This window comes from Limnothrix sp. FACHB-881, assembly GCF_014698135.1.
In the GTDB taxonomy this organism is placed as follows: domain Bacteria; phylum Cyanobacteriota; class Cyanobacteriia; order CACIAM-69d; family CACIAM-69d; genus CACIAM-69d.
Genome location: NZ_JACJSN010000015.1, coordinates 17,615 through 37,590, shown reverse-complemented (window position 1 = coordinate 37,590; position 19,976 = coordinate 17,615). Strand labels below are relative to the sequence as shown.

Below are 19,976 nucleotides of genomic sequence, written 5' to 3'. Positions count from 1 at the left end.
CTAAAAAGAACGGGACTGAAAAAGCTGAGAAACGGATAACGAAAACCCAGGAATGATTTCTTCGCCGTCTAATCGATCGGTCAACTTCAGGAGGCGATCGGGTTCTGTTGCCGATCGATACACCAACACATGATTTTGACGCGGATTAATCACCCAGATCAGTCGAGCACCATTTTCAAAATACTCAATGAGTTTCTCGTCAATTTCCTCGATCGTATTGGTCGGCGAGAGAATTTCAACCACCAGATCCGGCGCACCCTCCAAGAACCCGATCGGTAAGTCATCTAATCCCTGAAGCCGCTCCTTGGCAAAGAAAGAAATGTCGGGCGATCGCTTGTTGCCATTTTTCATCTTGAAGGCAGTGCTGGAATCAAACAACGCGCCCAACTTTTGAGCCGCCACCACCGTAAACAAAGCCGCACTCAAAATAATCGCTAAGTACCCATGCTTGGCACCAGAATTACCCATATCAATTAGCTTCCCATTAACCCATTCATGACGATGGCCGTCGCGTCCCAACGCCATAAACTCCGCATCGGTGCAAGCCGGATGCTCAAGAGGGAGATCGTGAGTAGATTGGGTAACGACAGATCTTGAAGGGAGCATGGCAATAATCCTATGAACGAAAAATCTACTAGCCCAAAGTATTAATTCAGCCCTCAATAATATCGCATTGTTGTTGAATGACTAGCAGAACTTTTATTACTTGCTGATAATATGCTTCAACCTTTCCCAAGGTGATTCTTTGATCAGCACCATGAGCAATGCTATGTCTAGTTTTTACGATACTCGTAACCGCGTTTTGAATTTCTTGATCTATGTTTTCTAATTCCTTACTCCATTCTTCACTGAATTCCTTGGCTAATTCTTTTAAGCTATTCATGTCAGGATTTTGGAAGCGCCTCAATTTATGGCTGACATATTTCGCTACAGTAGGGGCTGCCTTTGACTCTGCATAATCAATATAAAATTCCTGAACAGTCGTCTCGATCAGTCCTGATATACGAACACAAATGCAACAAGCTAAATCGCTCTGGATTTGTAAATTGTCAACTGACTTTGCTCGCTGAATTAACGAATCGATGCGATCTTTTCCCTGATGAAAGTTTCGATAGGATGATGATGGCATGGTGACTAGGGAATATTCTCAAAAGCCAGATTTGCCAGTTCAATTCGCTTACGAACATTTTCAGAACTCGTCGTTTGCTTGGAATCGATACTAACTCGCCGAAACTCTTCACTAGACAACAAGTTCTCATAGGCTTCTTTTAGAGCCTCTAAGTCCTGAATAGGACATTTATCCAGTTGCTTCGCTAATGCAACCATAACTGCATCAAACACAGCAGCATGAAGAGCATGTCGAGGGCGAAAGGCTTTTTCTCCAATGCTGGAATACACCAAATTTACTGTTCTTGTAAAGATTACCTTCATTTGAAAGTCAGTGTAACCTTTATCGAGAGAACGATGTGTTTCCATAAAAGAGTTTAGAAAGTCCTTCATGGATTCTTTGTAATTTTGTAAATCAAAATATAGTGCCAAGAATCGGAGAATCAATTCTTGATCTTTCATTCTTTTACTTAAGTCTGGGATAATTGCTGACTTTTTGCCTTGAAAAATTTTCTGCCACTGCTCATATCCATTTAAATCGGATAGGAGTTCATTAAGCTTTCCTTGATAGGCAGCAGCTCGAACCTCTTGAGAAGATAGCTGACTCCCCCCTGCATTTAGTCGCTCAAAGATTTGGTAGATACTAGCCTGTTCATTGTCTTCATACATGCTTCCTTCTTGTCGAACAATGGTGGCAGAAATAATTGAATCATCGAGCTTTCGTCGATCAACTGCACTGAGTGTTTCGTAAGTCTTACCTAAAAAATGAGGAGAAATTTTACCCGATAGCATAAAAGGAACATAACGATCAGAGCCAGGATTTTCAGGAAACTGACCATTGTAAAAGTATTGCAAGCTCTTTAGTCTTTGCTGACCATCAATAACAATTAACTTATTAGTTCCGTTCTCTTGAGCTAGAAACACTCCAGGAACAGGAAGTCCAAGTAAAAAGGATTCGATTAATCGAGAAGCTTGATCGATTTTCCAAATATATGATCGCTGAAATTTTGGAATAATAATGTCGCCTCGATTTAGCCTCTTGACTAATCCATCAATAGGGTAATCTGCGCCATAGCTAGTTATTGGATAGTAGGTAGGAGGAACTCCATCATCAACATCACCTTCTATGTCAGCTTCTGAGTTTCCATTTGAGCTGGCAGATTTAGCCTCAGAAATTTCTTCTAGAACTTGATCGTCTAATACTGGTTCTGAGGGGACAAGATTAGCTTCCATAGTTTTTAATGGTTTGAAACCAATCTATGCATCGTGAACTATTAGCGATCATAGCACCGCCCCCCAGAGACAGCGGGTTGAAACCAGTGAGGCCAGTGAGTTGCGATACAGTATAGAATCGCCAACCGTTGCCCCCAGGAGGATCGATCGCCGTGGACGCTCGCTATAACCCCAACGAAATCGAAGCAAAGTGGCAAGCCGTTTGGGCCGAGCAAAACGCCGATCGCACGCCTGACCTAGCCGATCGCCCCCAGGAGCACAAAAAGTTTTACGCCCTGTCCATGTTCCCCTACCCCTCAGGGAATTTGCACATGGGCCATGTCCGCAACTATTCGATCACCGATGCGATCGCCCGGGTGCGACGGATGCAGGGCTACCAGGTGTTGCACCCGATGGGCTGGGATGCCTTTGGCTTGCCCGCTGAGAACGCGGCGATCGATCGGGGCGTGCATCCTGCCGTTTGGACGGAGCAAAACATCGCCCAAATGAAGGGTCAGCTTCAGCGCTTGGGCCTCTCCTACGACTGGGAGCGGGAAGTGGCCACCTGCCGCCCGGACTATTACCGCTGGACGCAGTGGATTTTCCTGCAATTTTTCGCCGCTGGGTTGGCTTATCAAAAGGAAGCCACAGTGAACTGGGATCCGATCGACCAAACCGTTTTGGCTAACGAACAGGTAGACAGCGAGGGCAAATCCTGGCGATCGGGCGCGTTGGTCGAAAAACGGTTGCTGCGTCAGTGGTTCTTCAAAATCACCGACTACGCCGAACAATTGCTGACGGATTTGGACAAGCTGACCGGCTGGCCCGAACGGGTGAAAACCATGCAGGCTAACTGGATCGGCAAATCCACCGGAGCCTTGCTGGACTTCCCGATCGTTGGCAATGCCGCCCTGGCCGACACCAAAATCACCGTCTTTACCACCCGCCCCGATACGGTCTATGGCGTGACCTACGTGGTGTTGGCCCCCGAGCATCCCTTGGTGGCACAGGTGACGACGGCCGATCGCCAGTCAGCCGTGGAAGCTTTCGTGCAGGAAATTTCGGCTCAAAGCGAGATTGATCGCACCGCCGACGACAAACCCAAGCGCGGCATCCCCACGGGCGGCACGGCGCTGAACCCCTTTACCGGCGAAGAAATTCCGATTTGGATTGCCGATTACGTGCTCTACGAATACGGCACAGGCGCGGTGATGGGCGTGCCCACCCATGATCAGCGGGACTTCCAATTCGCCAAAAACAACGGCTTGCCCCTGAAGGTGGTGATCGTACCGGAAGCGGGCGCGTCGGCCGAGGCCGCAGACCTGACGGCGGCTTACACGGAAACGGGCGTGTTGGTGAATTCGGGGCAATTTGACGGTACGCCTTCCTCCGAAGCCAAGGCCAAAATCACCGAATTTGCCGAGGCCCAAGGCTGGGGCAAAGCCAGGGTGCAATACCGTCTGCGGGATTGGCTGATTTCCCGCCAGCGCTATTGGGGTGTGCCGATCCCGATCGTCCATTGCCCCAACTGCGGCGCAGTGCCCGTACCCGATGACCAATTGCCGGTGGAATTGCCCAGCAATGTGCAGTTTTCCGGGCGCGGCCCCTCGCCCCTGGCCAAGCTGGACGACTGGGTGAACGTGCCTTGTCCCACCTGTGGCACACCAGCCAAGCGGGAAACGGACACCATGGACACCTTCATCGATTCCTCCTGGTATTTCCTGCGCTATCCCGACGCGCGCAACGAGTCCGCCGCCTTCGACCCGGCCAAGACCAACGCTTGGGCCCCGGTCGATCAATACGTGGGCGGCATTGAGCACGCGATTTTGCACCTGCTCTACTCGCGCTTTTTCACGAAAGTGCTGCGCGATCGCGGCTTGCTGAACTTCGATGAACCCTTCAGCCGCCTGCTGACCCAAGGCATGGTGCAAGCCATGGCCTACAAAAACCCGACCACGGGCAAATACATCGCCCCGGCCGATGTGGACTTCAGCGATCCCAGCCAGCCGAAAGACCCGGCCACGGGCGATCCGCTCGTGTCGGTCTACGAAAAAATGTCCAAGTCCAAATACAACGGTGTTGATCCCGAGGGCGTGCTGGCCAAATATGGCGCGGATACGTCGCGAATGTTTGTGCTGTTCAAAGCGCCGCCGGAGAAGGATTTGGAGTGGGACGATGCGGATGTGGAAGGGCAATTCCGCTTCCTGAATCGCGTGTGGCGGTTGGTCAGCAACTCCCTGGAAGCCCAGGCCGGCGAGGCGATCGCCCCCGATCCAAAAGCCGAAAAAGACCTGCGCCGCGCCATCCACATCGCCATCAAGGAAGTGTCGGAAGATTTGGCCGAAGACTATCAGTTGAACACGGCGATTTCCGAGTTGATGAAACTCAGCAACGCCCTGAACGACTACGCCAACAAAACCACGCCGGTTTTTGCGGAAGGGATTCAAACCCTGGTGTTGTTGCTGGCTCCCTTTGCGCCCCATTTAACCGAAGAATTGTGGGGGGCGATCGGGCAGTCCGGCTCGGTTCATGCGGCGACTTGGCCCGCCTTGGATGAATCCGCGTTGGTGGCCGATGAGGTGACGATCGTGATTCAAATCAAGGGCAAAACGCGCGGCACAATCCAAGTCCCGGCAGGCACCGACAAGGACACTCTAGAACAGCTCGCCCTCAACAGCGATGTGGCCCAAAAGCACATTGCTGGTCAGGAGGTAAAAAAGGCGATCGTCGTCCCTGGCAAGCTGGTGAATTTTGTGGTGTAGCGATCGCCTAGTCGCTTGAGTTTGAATAGAGATTGGATCGGACTCTATAGATCGATCCAATCTTTGTTTGATCCACAATGTTTGATCCAAAGTCTTGTCAAGATCAATGGATATTAAGGCTTCGATTATTGATCAGCAGGTCGAGAGCCTAGCGGAACGCTTAAAACCCGAGTTGCAGGCACAGCTCGATCTCAATTTACAGGGCGATCGAGGGCGACTGAAATCCTTAGCCTTCATCCACCTATGTGTTCGATCAATCCTAGATCTTGACGACCTAGCCACGCTTGATTGCATTGTGGATGGAGGGCAAGATTTTGGAGTGGATGCGATCTATGCTTCTGAAGAGCAGGATGGTGAATTCACGGTTTCTCTGTTCCAGGGTAAATATAAACAGAAACTGGATGGAACCAGCCATTTTCCCGAAGAAGGGATCAAGGGCTTAATTAATGCGATTCGGTATTTATTTGATCCGAGTATTAATTTAAATCAGAGCCTGAATCGCCGACTCCAAGCCAAAGTCGAAGAAATTAGAAGCCTGATTCGGGATGGCTATATTCCTCAAGTACGGGCGATCGCCTGTAATAACGGGTTGCGATGGAATGAACAGACCGATCGCCTGATTCAAATTGCGGGATTTGGCGATCAAGTGGAGTGGGAGCACCTCAACCCCGATCGCCTGATTAAATTACAGCAATCCAAGAAGCCCGTTAATGATACGCTCCAGCTTTCGGGAAAAATTCTGGTTGAGGATATTGAATTCAACCGCATCTTAGTGGGGCGAGTCGCCATTAGCGAGATTGCCACTTTGGTCGATCGCCATGGAGAGCGGTTATTTGAGCGTAATATTCGCCGATATTTGGGACTCCAAAACAATCGAGTCAATGACGGCATTCGCCAAACCATTGAAACCAACGCCAGCTATCTCTATTTCTATAACAATGGTTTAACGCTAATTTGCGATAAATTTGAATACAACACTCTACAAGGTAGTGATCATCAGGTACGGATTCAAAATCTACAAATCATCAATGGTGGTCAAACTTGCATGACCATTTATAAAACATGGGTCAATGCACAACAGCAGCTACCACTCGACCAGGCTCGCTCAGCGAATGCCTATATTTTGATTCGCCTTTATCAATTATCTAGTTTCAACACTGATTTAGTTCAGAAAATCACCTTCGCTACCAATAACCAGAATCCGGTTGATTTGAGAGACCTGAAGGCAAATGATGAGCGTCAAGCGCAATTAGAGCTGGATATTGCGCAACTGGGTTATCGTTATTTAAGAAAACGCAGCTCAGAGCGCCCAACTCAGCAGGATATTACTTCATCGGAAGCAGCCGCAGCCGTTTTAGCTGTTTGGAGAAAAGCCCCTCATCAGGCAAAATCTTCTACTCGTGAGCATTTTGGAAAACTTTATAATCGAATTTTTACTGGCAGCTTAAATGGCACACAGATTATAAGTGCTACTTTGCTGTATAGGATTGCAGATCATCGTCGTCGCCAACCGGCAAGTAGTGACCCGGATTTTGTGCGTTATGCTTCTTGTTTTATTGCCATGCAAATGGGGAAGTATCTTTTACAAGATTTGAAATTACAGCGAGTGGATGATTTAAATCATCAGCACTTTTTTAAAGTACAGGAGCTAATTCAAAATCAGGGATCCGAATATTTTGATCGCAGTGTCAAAAATATTGAGGATGCAATTCACCGTCTTTATTCAGCTTCCGCCCTCTCTTTGCAGCAATTGTCTGCAACCTTTCGGAGGGGTGATCTGATTAGTCAGTTAGCCGACTTTTAGACTGGGTTTCAGTCGATTGTTAATTGCATCCTTGACGATTGCTGAGTGTTGCCCAAACGTTTCTTTGGCTCTGCCCAGCACCCAGCCCAGCTTTGCATGATTGGGTTAGTGGCTGGCGGGTCGGGTGGGTTCGAGGCCGAGGGACGCTTCGAGGGCGATGAGTTCGTCGCGGTGGGCTTTGACCCAGAGCCGGGCGATCGCCCCTTGATCATTGGTTTCGAGCTGCAATTGCACTTGTTCGGTGCGCTGGGCTTTGCGTTGATAGAACCAACCGGCGGCCGGGGCCAGGAGGACTAGGGCTAATCCAGCATTCTGGATTTGGGGAATGGTCATGGACAAAACGAGTCCCAGACAAAGCAACCCGCCGGCCGCAAGGATGCTAAGGAAAATGGCAAGGGTGGGACTGGCGGCCACCAGGCCTTCAAAGGTGACGCGATCGTTGTCTGCATCCCGATTCACCAAGCGATACGATCGCCCTGAGAAGTAGCCTCGGAGCCGATCACGCAGTTCGGTTTCCGGAATGGTCTCGGGGATGTAGCAAGCCAGTTCCGTGCGGTCTTTGGCGGAAGCGCGGATGAAGAAGACCAGGCCGATTAACATCAACACCGTCAAGAACAGCGTGGACGAGACAACGACATCGTTGGACATGGCGAGTGACGGGATGTGGGGCGATGGGGTATGAGGAAGGCGCTGGGCTGGTGGCGTTTCTGGCAACAACTGCAACAATTAGTTACAAACCCAGCTCCCATCAGCATATCGGACTCGGGGCCGCGCGATCGAGCATGTTAAGGTGATCAGTCGTGTCCGCTCCCAGCCCACCGTGGTTAGCCAAGTTGAACGCATTGCCCGCTTGATGGGTCGCACCAGCACCATCAGCTTTTGGATCCAAATTTTTCTTGGGGTGATCGGCAGTATTCTGCTGTTGCTGACCACGCCCATGCTGTTTGCGCGCACCAGCCCCACGCCCGGTGCAGTTCCGGTGGGGCCGGGCCCGGGTTCGATCGGAGGGTTGGCGGTGGCCGTGGTGGCGATGCTGACTTTGCTGGCCAGCATCTATTACACCTTCACCAACACGCAACATGCGCGGCGGCTCCAGTCCCCGAAAAACGCCCGACCATCCAAGGCCGATACCCTCAAGCGGCTCCGGCTGGGGGTTTTGATTAATCTGTTTGGTCTGGGGTTGGCCCTGGTGGGGGCGGAGGCCGTGACGGGCCAGCTCACGAATAAGCTATTGATGCAAAGCAGTCCGTTTAATTTGGGTTTTGTGGATCCGAGTCGCTTTATTCAAGCGTTGGATGTGTTTGTGGTGTTGGGAAACACGCACGGGATGTTTGCCCATTTTTGCAACTTGACGGCCAATCTTTGGTTGATCGATCGCATCAGCAAGGCTGGGTCAAGCGGCGATTGAGGCGATCGCCCTGAAAGGGGCTTAAAAACGTCCCCATTGGCTCTTTGTTGATTTCAAGTTGTTGATTTCAAAGCCAATTTTCAAAAATCCCAATTTCAAAAAATCCCAATTTTTAAAAAACAGTCACTCAAAACAACAGTTACTCAATTCCAACGGAGCTATACCCATGTCGATCGCCCCTTCCCCTGAGCTGTCTTCGGATTTGTCTCCTGATCTGTCGCAACTCATCCGGGCGGTGGATGAGGCGGACTCGGTGGCCAAGATGGTTGGCGCGGTGCGATCGCTCGCGGCGGCCCAGGATCCGGCGGCGATTCCTACCCTGATGGCCGTGCTGGGATACAACAACCCCGGAGCGGCGGTGGCAGCGGTGGAAGGGCTGGTGGCCCTGGGGGAAACGGCGGTGGAGCCAATTTTGGCCCAGGTGGATGGCTATAACTACACGGCGCGGGCTTGGGCCTTGCGAGCGCTGGCCCAAATTGCCGACCCTCGGGCTTTGGAACTGTTGTTGGCGGCGGCTGAAACGGATTTTGCCCCCAGTGTGCGGCGGGCGGCGGCCCAAGGGTTGGGGGCGTTGCGTTGGGCACGAATGGCGGCGGAGCAAGTGCCAATGGCACGCGATCGGGTTTTGGCGGTCTTGACGGTGAATGCAACGGATTTGGAATGGGTGGTGCGCTATGCGGCGATCGCGGGGCTGGAGGGGCTGGCGCAATCGCAACCGACGCTGGGCGATCGCGTGTTAGGTTTGTTACGCGATCGAGCGACTGCTGATACGGATCTCGTGGTGCGGCTGCGGGCCCAATGGGCGATCGAGCAGTTGGCGGCCAAGGGCTGACCCAGCACGCGATCGTTTCGTTAGCAACCCGTTAACCACCAACCGTTAATCACCACTCGTTAACCATCCATGAGTTAACAACCAACCGTTAACCATCCATGAGTTAACTAGCAAATTAACTAGCGAGTTAACGACCCGCAACCCACAGGCCCACTGGCCCATCCACAGGCTGCGGGTCAAAAACCGCTCAATTGAACGGTCGCAACCGTAGCCTTGCCCCTTTGGCCCCCGGGATAGACTATGGGAAATCTTCAGGGGCCGCCGAGTGAGCGAAGATGAATTTTCGCGATTTTCCTGCATTCCGAGACCTGACCGCTGAACAGTTTCAGCGATTTCTCTCCTCCTGCCAGTCGGGAACCATCCCAGCCGATCGCACCATCATTCACCAGGGGAAACCCGGCAGCCACATCTTCTTCCTATCCAGCGGTCAGGTTCGCATCACCTTAAACACTGACTTGGGTGAACGGGAACTGAATGTGCTGTCGGCTCCCACGATTTTGGGCGAAATTAGTTTTTTCAGTGGCGAGCTGAGTTCCGCCAATGTGACCACAGCCACGGACGTTTCCGCGATCGCCATTGGGTTCAACACGTTGCGGGCCCGGCTCTATGGCGGCGATGCGGCCTGTGCCATCGTGACCCTCCATTTGGCTTCCACCATTGCTGAGCGGGCCGCCCACATGACCCAAAAGGTTGTGGACTTTTATGGTCACCAAGCGGAGATCCAAAGCACAACCCACAATCTCTTTGGCGAATGGAGTTTTCTTTAAACCGGCAATCGCAAAACAGGCGATCGCAGTCCATATTTCAGATGACAGCCCCGAAAAGCAGTGCATTTCGACGCTGTTTCCACCAACGCCTAGTAGTAGGATTGGAGCTTTCCGGGACGCGGCTCGATCGGGAGACTGGCCCTTGGTGACGGCACAGCAGGAGCCAGCCCCTTGGGTTGGCCGTGGCTCCTGGGCTGTTGGCTGCTTGCCCTGGCCCGATCGCCCCATCACAACAGCCCCGTACCAAGCCCCATCACCCAACTCCAAATTTCTTGGGAATATCGTTTTATGGATGCCATCCCAGCACAACTTAAAGGGCGCAGTTTCCTGAGTCTGGCGGATATCGATCGCGATGAATTAGAAGCGTTGCTGTCTCTGGCAGCACAGCTCAAAGCTGGGACGATCACGCCCATTTGCAACAAAGTGCTTGGTCTGCTGTTTTCCAAAGCGTCAACCCGCACCCGCGTTAGCTTCACGGTGGCGATGTATCAACTGGGTGGCCAAGTGATTGACCTGAACCCGATGGTGACCCAAGTGAGCCGAGGGGAACCCCTGGAGGATACGGCGCGGGTGCTGGGGCGCTACTTGGATGTGATGGCCATTCGCACCTTTGACCAAGCGGACTTGGAAACCTTCCGGGATTATTCCGGCGTGCCGGTCATTAATGCCCTCAGCGATTTGGCCCACCCTTGTCAGGCCTTGGCAGATTTGCTGACGGTGCAGGAGGCCTTTGGCACTTTGGCGGGCCTGACGGTGACCTATGTGGGTGATGGCAACAATGTGGCCCATTCCTTGATGATGGCCTGTGCCATGGCGGGGGTGAATGTGCGGATTGCCACGCCGCCGGGCTATGAACCCAATGGACAAATGGTGCAGCGGGCGATCGAGTTGGCGGGTGATCGCGCCAGTGTTGTGGTCACCACGGATCCGATCGCGGCGGCGGCCGGGGCCCAAATGCTCTACACCGATGTGTGGGCCAGCATGGGCCAAGAAGACGAGGCGGAAGCCCGCAAGAGCCTATTTGCTCCCTATCAGCTCAATGAAGATCTGCTGGCAAAGGCGGATCCGGAGGCGATCGTGCTCCATTGCTTGCCCGCACACCGGGGCGAGGAAATCACCGATGGGGCGATCGAGGGATCTCAGTCACGGGTTTGGGATCAGGCTGAAAATCGGCTGCATGTGCAAAAAGCCCTATTGGTCAGCATTTTGGGCCCCGATGCCTAGGAAATGACATCCTGAGAATGACATCCTGAGGCCGATCGGTTGGGGTGCAGCCCCGTGGACTCATGGCGGATTAACCGCCTCAACCGATCGCCTGGGTCGATCGCTTCAACCGATCGCCTCGATTAACTCCCTGGGTTGATCGACTTCCTCACAGGACTCAGCCCGGAGAAAGTTAACGTTATTTTTAATACTTAAAATTCAGAAATAATCTCGGAGATGACCAGCCCAGCCCCACTCGATCGCGCTGGAGTCGATCGTGAGGCCGCACCGCCAGCCTCGTCCTGGGCTGCCCTGGCCTCTCCCCAGAGGTTCAGGGAGCCATACGGTTACTATTGGCTGATTTTGTGCAATCTTCAACGGTTTTTTGAAATTTTGCCATGATTCTGTCGCGGTTCTCGGTGCTTGTATCTCGATCAAGAATCTGCCTAGAATGGACTTAAAGGCTCATCGCTTGCTCTGACAAACTCGCCCGAATCAGGCAAAAATCAATCCAAACCGCTCCAAGCTACTCCCAGTTGATGCTGGTTGATGCTGACCGATTCAAATCAACTACGAAAGTGAGGAGAAATGGTTGCGGAAAATTCCAAGGAGATCAGCCCAAAAAATCAGCCACAATAATTCATCACAGCCGATTTTGCTTTGGGGTACATTGCAATTTTCAAAACTTTACCTTTGAGCATTTAGGTCTGGTTTTGCATGTGCCTTTCTTAGTTTTTCGGTGAATCATGGTCAAGTTGGCATCATTGCATACATCAAACTACGCAGACTTTTCTCAACAGTTCGCGGTAGGAGTCTGATCCATCCCAAGCGCTCACCAGTCAACCCATTCACGCCAAGATTCTGGTCAAATGCGAGCGATTCCTGGTTTAACCCAAGCTGCCCAGGAAGGGCTAGGGGCTGGCAAATTTCTATCTCAAAAGGCGATTTAATTGATTGCTGTTTTGGGTAGGGTAAAAGTAGGGTGAATAGTTAAGCAACGTTGACCGGATTGGTTAACTCAAGATTGCCTGACTTGAGAGGGCTAGCGGTGGATTTCCTAATCGTTGGTCAAGATCGTGATCAATCCAACCAATCGCCCAAGCCGCAATCGATCATGATTCCTTTGGAATCTCGATCGGGCGACGGGTGATGGGGGTTGACTACTGGGCGATCGAGTCTTTAGACCCCAAGGCGATGGCGCAACGGAGAAGAACGGAACGATGCTGTCAACTAATTTGACGGGGCCCACGGCGGCTTCCGGCCGCTCCCGTGCTCGAGAGTTACCCACCATTCGGGCCATTTGCTTTCGCTCCGGTGGGTATGAGTTCGCGCTGCCGATGGCGGTGGTGCTGAAGGTGACGCACTGTCCGCCGCTGGACAATGGTGATTGGAGTCGATCGGGCTTGGTCTACATCGACAGTCAGCTCATTCAGGTGCTGGACTTGGCTCTGCTGTTGGATTATCCGGAACGATCGCCCAAGGGCATGGGCCAATTTCTCGTGATTGCCCGATCGGGAAACACGCTCTGTGGACTGCCCACGGATTCGCCACCGGACTCGATCGACCTGCCGCGCGATCAGGTGCTGCCGTTGCCGGCCCGCTTTGAGCGATCGCCCCTGGCTCACTTGGCCCAATGTGCCGTCGTGCTGTCTCCAGACACCACCCCACGCACCCTCTTCTTGCTCAGCCTGCCCCAGGCCCTCGACCAAGCCAACGCCGTCATGGGCACAACAGCTTCCGGCTCCCCAGGCTCAGCCAGTTGAAACATCAGCAAAACAGACCGGCAAACGCCAGCTCAATTCATTGCTCGATCGTGAAATCAATCGTGATCGTCAATTTTGACCATCTGAATCGTTAATTTTCGATAATTTTTATAATTTCGATTCTGATCGTCAATTTCGATCGGGTGCATGAGACCAACCATAACCGCGTGACTCTTCCATAACATCGCCCCTGTGCGCTTGGCCCGCCAACCCCAACTTTGACCATGACTCCAGACGATGCGACCCCCAACACCCTGAATGAATCGCTCGATCGCTATCGACAACAACAGTTCACCGGCCAAATCACCCTAGTTCCCACCAAAGGCAATCAACAGCGTTGGTCATTCTTTTTCTGTCTCGGTCGTTTGTTTTGGGTCGATGACGGCAAAAGCGATAACCGCCGCACCCTGCGCCTGTTGCAGGCCGTCTGTCCCAGCATCAAACAAAAGCGCTTTGCACTGCGGGAAGGGGATGCCTTTGCGGCCCAAAACTACAGTTTGTTGATGGTGTTGTTGCACCGTCGTGTTCTGTCCCAGGAACTGTTTTGCCAGGTGGTGAATGGGGTGATTGCCGAAGCGGTGTTCGATCTGCTTTGGCAAACCGGCGGCGTGGTGCAAGTGGGAACTGAAGTACCCTACGACCCCCTGGACGTGCTGAAGATGGCTTCGGTGACAGTGAAAAGCCATGCGGCAATTACGGAAGCGGCCCAGGCCTGGGCTGCTTGGCAAGAAGCCCAACTGGGTGATTTTCATCCCGACTGGGCCTTGGCCATTCGCAGCACGGATCAGTTGCGGGAACGGCTGGCCCCGGAGGTTTATCAAAAACTGGCCTTGGCGATCGATGGCCAACGCACCGTCCGTGATCTGGCGGTGCTGATGCGGAAGGACGTGCCCACCATTACCCGATCGCTGGTTCCCTATATTCGCCGCAACATTATTGATCTGCACCCGATCGAGGACTTGCCATCCTTGGTGGTGCTTCCCACGCCGGGAGCAGAGGGCAACGGTCGATCGAGCGATCGCCGCCAAACAGTCCCCACCCCCGCCGCTGCCACCACCGCCACCGCCGCCACCATCGCCTGCATTGACGACAGCCCCCAGGTTTGCGCAGCCATGAGCCAAATCATTGAACAGGCAGGCTATGTTCCCCTTTGCATCCAGGATTCCACCCAGGCGCTCACGGTGCTGCTGGAGCGCAAGCCCAAACTGATCTTTCTGGATTTGATTATGCCCGTGGCCAATGGCTACGAAATTTGTGCCCAAATTCGGCGGGTGGCCCTGTTTCGGGATATCCCGATCGCCATCCTGACCGGTAGTGACGGCATCATCGATCGCGTCAGGGCCAAAGTGGTGGGAGCCACGGATTTTGTCAGCAAACCCGTTGAAACCGAAAAAATTTTGACCCTAATTCAAAAATATCTGAGCGCCGCCACCGCTCCGGTGAATAGTCCCGCTGGGGCAACGGCTGCCAGCTTGAACCCCAAAACGGGCTAAAAATTGCTCATTTGGAGCCAAAAAGCTCGCTTTTCAGCACTTTCGGTCGATTAATGCCTGAAATCTCTGTTTTTTGAAATTTTTGAACCGATTTGGCACGGTCTCGCCCCCATCTCCCCTCGATTTTTGCTGTTGTTTCGCCCCCCATGTCCCATGCTGACTCCACCGCCAAGCAATTTCCGATGCCTGAAAAGGCAGAAGGTTCGCGATTCTCGCCCCATTCTGGGCCATGAAATGACTCAGGTTTCCATCGTGAATCAATCCCTTGACCCCTCGCAGTAAACGCTTAGAATGCACGATGGAGATTTGCTCTCCAATTGGGATGAGGGTCGATCATCATTGGGTCGATCGCCATTCAAGCGTTAGCAATTCAAATTTGCTGCTTGACTAATGCTTTTCTGCTTAGTCTATCTATTCTGTTCACCGCTGTTTGCTCTGTTGGATTGGCTCTGTTTTTCGACTCAGCATTGACCGAAAATTGACTCAGAATTAGTCCAGCGTTAGCCCCAAGTTAGCCCCAAGTTGACGACGAATTGACTCGGAGTTGACGCTCAGGGTTGACTCCAAGTTAACGAAGCATCATCCTTTCAAACTCCTCCTCTCAGCCTTCTCCCTATGCAAACGATTTTGGTTGTTGAAGATAGCCCGACCGATCGCGGCGTGATGATTCGATATCTGCAAGACGCTGGTTTGACGGTGGTGGCCGTGGGCAGCGGGGAAGAAGCCCAGAAGGTTTTGGACACCCAAAAGCCCGCCTTGATTGTTCTCGATGTGATTTTGCCCGGTCAAAGTGGCTTTGAAATTTGTCGGCAACTGAAGCAAAGCGAAGCCACCAAAAGCATTCCCGTTGTGATTTGTTCCACGAAGGGAACGGACGTAGACAAAACCTGGGGCACGATGTTGGGGGCCAATGCCTATTTACGAAAGCCAGTCGATCCAGATGAGCTGATGCAAACGGTGCGGCGCTTTGTGCCCTAGCGGATTGCGTTGACTTGCGAAATCGGTAATCGAGCAGGATGAATTCCAGGGTGGTTGAAGGGGCGATCGATTGGGTTTCGGCTGAAAATGGCAATTTGTCGATCGAACCCACAGCGGACGGGTCTGTGACCTTTCGCTCAGAGCGGTTTGGCGAAACCTTCCACAGCCGCCAAGGGGCCTGGCAAGAGGCGCTGAGTAAGTTTGTGGAACCCACCCATTTACCCCAACGGGCAACCAGTCAACCGGTGATTCGGATTCTGGATGTCTGCTATGGCTTGGGCTACAACACGGCGGCCGCCCTCACCGCCCTCTGGGCCCTCAATCCGGCCTGTGCGGTGGAGTGGGTGGGTCTGGAACTGGATCCAGTGGCCACAAGGGCGGCTTTGCCTTACCTGTTGGCCACGGCGCGATCGGCTGGGGCAGCGTTGGGGTTGGCGGAACCCATCCTCGGGGCGATCGCCCAATTGTTGACCGATCTGGCAGAACAGGGGCAAGCTGCTTGGCCGGCTCCGGCCTCGGTCACTCCAAAATTCAGCACCCCGGAATTAATCACCGGCCCATCATCACCCCCCCAATTTCGCGGGCAACTGCTGTGGGGGGATGCGCGGCAAACCTTACGGCCCGTCCTCGATCGGGGTTTTCGGGCAGATGCGGTGTTTTTGGATCCCTTCTCACCGCCCCGCTGTCCGCAACTGTGGACGGTGGAATTTTTGGGAATGGTGAGCCGCTGCTTGGCTCCCGACGGCCGCTTGACCACCTATTCCTGCGCGGCGGCGGTGCGATCGGCCCTATTGGCGGCGGGGTTGCAATTGGGGGCTACGGTTCCCTTTGGCCGGCGCTGGCCGGGAACTGTGGCGGCCTTTGTGCCCTTAGATTTACCGCCCCTTTCAGCCCAAGAACAAGAACATTTGCAAACCAAGGCCGCCGTGCCCTACCGCGATCCCCACTTGACCGACGATGCGGCAACGATCCTCGATCGCAAAAACCAAGAACAGGCGCGATCGCCCCTTGAACCCACATCCCGCTGGAAGCGTCGCTGGTTTGGCGATTGTCGCGCCAAGCATTAATCACGCCAAGCATTAATCACACCAAGCATTAATCACACCAGGCATTCATCGCACCAGGCATTGCACCAAATATCCAAAATCATTTAACCCATCAGTTATTTAACCCATCAGTTCACCGCCAGCCCGCTCAAGCCCCAGAGAGCCACTGGCACAATCGAACAACACCCGTGCGGAAATCCTGATCCGCCACAGAGTTGCATTAGTCTGGTTGAACGACGTTGCGACGATAGGTAACGATCTGGTCTATGGATTATTTGAAGCTTCCTGAAATTTTCTTGGCGCTGCTGCTGCTCACTCCGCTGCTTTATGCCTTGACGCATTTCCTGTGGGAGCTGAGTCCGGTGCTGGCGGTCATGGTTTACTTTGTTGGGGTTTTAGGCATGGGCATCCTGGGCTTTCGGATTGTGGATGAGTCTTGAACATGGTGTGGCGGCCAAAATCTGCCCAAACCTGCCCAAATTTGGGGATTAATTAGCCCAGAGCGCACCCCGTCGCCTAGAACCTAGGCCGACTGAGGTGGGGCCGTCAGTTCTGGGGCGGCGGATTCCGTCTGTCGCAACAGATCCAAAATTTGGTAGCGATAGTCCTGAAAAGCGCTCGATCGCCGCAGGGCCTCATCCCGCTCCGCCGGTAGCTCGATCGATAACTCTCGGCGAATCGTGCCCGGCCGCGCACTCATCACATAGACCCGCTGCGACAGAAACACCGCCTCTTCCACGTCGTGGGTGATGGTCAAAATAGTAGTGCCCGTATTGCGCCACAGCTCCAGCAGAAACCCCTGCATCGACTCGCGGGTTTGCACATCCAGCGCCCCAAAGGGTTCATCCATCAGCAGAATCTTTGGCTGGGAAGCCAGGGCCCGGGCGATCGCCACCCGCTGTTTCATCCCACCGGACAACTCCTTGGGCAGGGCCTTGGCAAAGGGCAACAATCCCACCACATCCATGTAGTACCGGGACTGTTCGTAGCGATCGGCGATCGGGGCCCCCTGCAACTTCAACCCAAAACCAATATTTTCCTCAACGGTCATCCAGGGGTAGAGCGTGTAGCTTTGGAACACCATGCCCCGATCGGCTCCCGGCCCCGTCACCGGCTGCCCATCCACCAACACATCCCCTGCCGTGGGTTGCTCCAGCCCCGCCACAATTCGCAGCATGGTGGATTTTCCCGATCCGGACGCACCCACCGCACAGACAAATTCACCCGTTTCCACATGCAAATTAATATCTTTGAGGGCGACCACCGGGCCGCGATGGGTGACAAATTGCTTATACAAATGCTTGACTTCTAGATGCATTGCTCATTGATTCCGTACTCATTGATCCCGTGCTCATAAATTCCGCGTTCAATTCCAATCAATTCCAATCAATTTGATCGAGCGATTACTGTGCCCATTGATTCCGCGCTCAGTTCAAATTAGCTTGATCGAGGGATGACTGTTTTTTCATCTGTGGGATTATTTCACCGCCCATCGACAGGAAAAGCGCAAAAACATCCGAAACAAAATATCGATCGCCAAGCCAATTAAACCAATTACAATCAAGCCCGCAAAAATCTCGTCGGTTTTCAGAAAGCGTTGAGCCACGCTAATTCGCCGCCCCAAGCCCTCCGTAGCCGCCACCAATTCCGAAACAATCACCAAGTTCCAAGCCGCCGCCATATTCACCCGGCAGGTATCGATGATTCCGGGGGTGATGTAAGGGAAAATGACTTGAAAAAGTACCTGTAATCGGTTGCCGCCCAAGGTATAGGTGGCTTCAATCATTTCCTTGGGGACAAACTTCACCGAGTCCATCACCATCAAGGTGTTGAAAAAGAGTGTGCCAATAAAAACCAAGAGAATTTTGGGCACTTCTCCGAGGCCAAAATACAAAATCAACAACGGAATGAAGGCGGTGGCAGGCATGTAGCGAACAATGCCCACGATCGGCTCCAGGAGCGATCGAATGCTGGCGAATGTGCCCATCAACGTGCCCAGGGGGATTGCAATCACCGTGGCCAGGGCAAACCCACCCAAAATCCGCATCAAACTAAATTGAATATCCTTGGGCAATGCGCCGCTGTTCCAAAGCTGCCCGATCGCCCCCACCACTTGGGCCGGAGAGGGCAAAAACAGGGGTCGCACCCAGCCCGTGCTGGCCAGCAGCCACCACAGCACCAAGGGCACCCCGATCGACAGCCCCATCAACAACCAACTGAGCCGAGACGGAATCGGATCGGCGATCGTCCAAAAGGTGCTGGGGCGCAGCATCCGAGCGGGCCCCGGATCGCGCACTAGGGGCGGATTGTGGGGAATGGGCACATGGGAAGTCATGGTCTGAGGAAAGAGGGTGAGTTTGCAGGGCCATGAAAGGGGCGATCGGGCAGCAGATGACAGGCTCGCCCTAGGTTGCCGGTTGGCGTTTGGCGGCGTAGGCCTTCACGAAGCGATCGTCAAAGAGTTTGTTCAGATTTGGCTTCGATTTTGCCAATCCAGAACTGGTTAAAAAGTCCGAAATTTCTTGGGCAGCAAACACCAACGAAGAGCGATCATTTCCCGGCTGGAAGGCCTTCAAATTGTCCTCCAGGGTAAAGATCTTGGTTCCCGCTTCGTATTCCCGATATTCCTCAACGGAAACTCCCGCCCGTTGAGCCATAATGCTGTAGGATTTCTCGGGATTTTGCTTAATGTAATCCAGCGTGGCAAACCAACTATCCACCAAAGCTTGCACAGCCGCCGGTTGCTCATCCACCAGCTTGCGGCTAACTGCCAGGTGATCGGAAATGGCTCCCGGGAAGTCTCGAGAGCTAAAGAGTTCACGGCTGCCGGGTCGCTCCAAGGCCTTCGTGGTGAAGGGTGCAAAAACGCCCACCGCATCCACCTGACCGGCCACAAAAGCCGCTGCTGCCGCGCCAGTTTCCAACGGCTGAATTTGAATATCTTCCGGAGCCAAGCCGGCTTTTTTCAAGCCCAAGAGCAATAGGAAATGGTCAACGGTTCCTTCTTCAACGGCAACCCGTTTTCCTTTCAAATCAGCAATTGTTTTAATCTCAGCACTGACAATAATTTTGTCATTGCCCGTGGAGTTGTCATTGGTTAAAACAATCACCTGATCGGCCCCAGCGGCCAAAGAACTAATCGTGTCGTTCAGGGTTTGGGCATTGCCATCCAACTGCCCCGCATTCAGGGCGTTAATTGAATCTAAATAGCCGTCAAACCATTTCAAATCCACATTGATTTGGTTTTGATCGAAGATTTTGGCTTCTTGGGTCACCTGCCAAGGAACCCAACCGGGCCAAACGCTAAAACCCATTCGGACGATCGGGGTGGTGGTGCTGCCGGGGGTGCCATTGGGACTGCCACCGGAGTCAGGCGCGGGCGCACAGCTAATAGACAGAAACAGGGCGGCCAAAAAACAGCCCAACCAACTGAGCAATCGACGACGTTTCAGGGCATTCAGCTTGAGGGCATTCATAGGCTTTCAGGGGCTTTCAGAGGTTTTCGTGAATGGACAGAAAGATGAGAAATTCAAAATTAGGGGACTCAAAACGAGGGAACTCAAGGCCCTCGGCTCCAGAGCTAGAAATTGAGCAAACAAGA

Annotated in this window: 18 protein-coding genes; 11 read left to right on the top strand and 7 right to left on the bottom strand. The window is 53.0% G+C overall.

The genetic code is table 11. The features are described 5' to 3' along the window. The 3 genes from H6G52_RS13630 to H6G52_RS13620 form a co-directional block, all read right to left on the bottom strand. A complete protein-coding gene (locus tag H6G52_RS13630) occupies positions 1-525 on the bottom strand; it encodes a Uma2 family endonuclease (RefSeq protein WP_370567709.1) in 525 nt (174 codons plus the stop codon). Between the two features lie 127 nt (positions 526-652). Continuing rightward, positions 653-1,129: a HEPN domain-containing protein gene (locus tag H6G52_RS13625; protein WP_190529025.1), complete on the bottom strand. Its 477-nt coding sequence runs from the start codon at positions 1,127-1,129 to the stop codon at positions 653-655. A 5-nt stretch (positions 1,130-1,134) separates the two neighbouring features. After that, complete coding sequence (locus tag H6G52_RS13620) at positions 1,135-2,340, bottom strand: DUF262 domain-containing protein (RefSeq protein WP_190529023.1); 1,206 nt, start codon at positions 2,338-2,340, stop codon at positions 1,135-1,137. 152 nt (positions 2,341-2,492) lie between these two features. Between H6G52_RS13620 and leuS the strand changes: the two genes are divergently transcribed. Both leuS and H6G52_RS13610 read left to right on the top strand, forming a co-directional pair. Continuing rightward, entirely contained in the window at positions 2,493-5,081 is a 2,589-nt protein-coding gene (gene leuS / locus H6G52_RS13615; protein ID WP_190529021.1) for a leucine--tRNA ligase, read from the top strand. A gap of 106 nt (positions 5,082-5,187) precedes the next feature. Then, a complete protein-coding gene (locus H6G52_RS13610; protein WP_190529019.1) occupies positions 5,188-6,885 on the top strand; it encodes an AIPR family protein in 1,698 nt (565 codons plus the stop codon). Positions 6,886-6,990: 105 nt separating this feature from the next. Here H6G52_RS13610 and H6G52_RS13605 read toward each other — a convergent pair whose 3' ends face one another. Then, positions 6,991-7,533: a cofactor assembly of complex C subunit B gene (locus H6G52_RS13605; protein ID WP_099535163.1), complete on the bottom strand. Its 543-nt coding sequence runs from the start codon at positions 7,531-7,533 to the stop codon at positions 6,991-6,993. Between the two features lie 142 nt (positions 7,534-7,675). Here H6G52_RS13605 and H6G52_RS13600 point away from each other — a divergent pair, with 142 nt between their 5' ends. The 9 genes from H6G52_RS13600 to H6G52_RS13560 all read left to right on the top strand — a co-directional run bounded on the left by H6G52_RS13600 (position 7,676) and on the right by H6G52_RS13560 (position 16,815). Next, positions 7,676-8,293, top strand: a complete 618-nt coding sequence (locus H6G52_RS13600; RefSeq protein WP_190529018.1) for a DUF3611 family protein — start codon at positions 7,676-7,678, stop codon at positions 8,291-8,293. Positions 8,294-8,459: 166 nt separating this feature from the next. Next, positions 8,460-9,125, top strand: coding sequence for a HEAT repeat domain-containing protein (locus tag H6G52_RS13595; protein WP_190353995.1), 666 nt, complete (start codon positions 8,460-8,462; stop codon positions 9,123-9,125). Positions 9,126-9,400: 275 nt separating this feature from the next. Further along, positions 9,401-9,892 carry a Crp/Fnr family transcriptional regulator gene (locus H6G52_RS13590; protein WP_099535169.1) on the top strand — a complete coding sequence of 164 codons (492 nt, stop codon included), beginning with the start codon at positions 9,401-9,403 and terminating at the stop codon, positions 9,890-9,892. 288 nt (positions 9,893-10,180) lie between these two features. After that, positions 10,181-11,116 carry an ornithine carbamoyltransferase gene (gene argF / locus H6G52_RS13585; protein WP_190529111.1) on the top strand — a complete coding sequence of 312 codons (936 nt, stop codon included), beginning with the start codon at positions 10,181-10,183 and terminating at the stop codon, positions 11,114-11,116. A 1,199-nt stretch (positions 11,117-12,315) separates the two neighbouring features. Then, positions 12,316-12,858 carry a chemotaxis protein CheW gene (locus H6G52_RS13580; protein ID WP_190529016.1) on the top strand — a complete coding sequence of 181 codons (543 nt, stop codon included), beginning with the start codon at positions 12,316-12,318 and terminating at the stop codon, positions 12,856-12,858. 224 nt (positions 12,859-13,082) lie between these two features. Further along, the gene (locus H6G52_RS13575; protein ID WP_190529014.1) at positions 13,083-14,351 is read left to right on the top strand and encodes a response regulator; all 1,269 of its coding nucleotides are present in this window, start codon (positions 13,083-13,085) and stop codon (positions 14,349-14,351) included. A 615-nt stretch (positions 14,352-14,966) separates the two neighbouring features. Further along, positions 14,967-15,329 (top strand): response regulator transcription factor, encoded by a 363-nt coding sequence (locus tag H6G52_RS13570; protein ID WP_099535178.1) that lies wholly within the window; start codon positions 14,967-14,969, stop codon positions 15,327-15,329. A 38-nt stretch (positions 15,330-15,367) separates the two neighbouring features. Continuing rightward, on the top strand, positions 15,368-16,396 hold the full coding sequence (locus tag H6G52_RS13565; RefSeq protein WP_190529012.1) for a tRNA (5-methylaminomethyl-2-thiouridine)(34)-methyltransferase MnmD: 1,029 nt from the start codon (positions 15,368-15,370) through the stop codon (positions 16,394-16,396). A 245-nt stretch (positions 16,397-16,641) separates the two neighbouring features. Beyond that, positions 16,642-16,815, top strand: a complete 174-nt coding sequence (locus H6G52_RS13560) for a hypothetical protein (protein ID WP_158234544.1) — start codon at positions 16,642-16,644, stop codon at positions 16,813-16,815. 83 nt (positions 16,816-16,898) lie between these two features. Here H6G52_RS13560 and H6G52_RS13555 read toward each other — a convergent pair whose 3' ends face one another. The 3 genes from H6G52_RS13555 to H6G52_RS13545 all read right to left on the bottom strand — a co-directional run bounded on the left by H6G52_RS13555 (position 16,899) and on the right by H6G52_RS13545 (position 19,827). Beyond that, positions 16,899-17,693, bottom strand: a complete 795-nt coding sequence (locus tag H6G52_RS13555; RefSeq protein WP_190529010.1) for an ABC transporter ATP-binding protein — start codon at positions 17,691-17,693, stop codon at positions 16,899-16,901. A 159-nt stretch (positions 17,694-17,852) separates the two neighbouring features. Then, positions 17,853-18,710: an ABC transporter permease gene (locus H6G52_RS13550; protein WP_190353990.1), complete on the bottom strand. Its 858-nt coding sequence runs from the start codon at positions 18,708-18,710 to the stop codon at positions 17,853-17,855. Between the two features lie 70 nt (positions 18,711-18,780). Further along, positions 18,781-19,827, bottom strand: coding sequence for an ABC transporter substrate-binding protein (locus H6G52_RS13545; protein WP_190529110.1), 1,047 nt, complete (start codon positions 19,825-19,827; stop codon positions 18,781-18,783). Between the last annotated feature and the right edge of the window lie 149 nt (positions 19,828-19,976).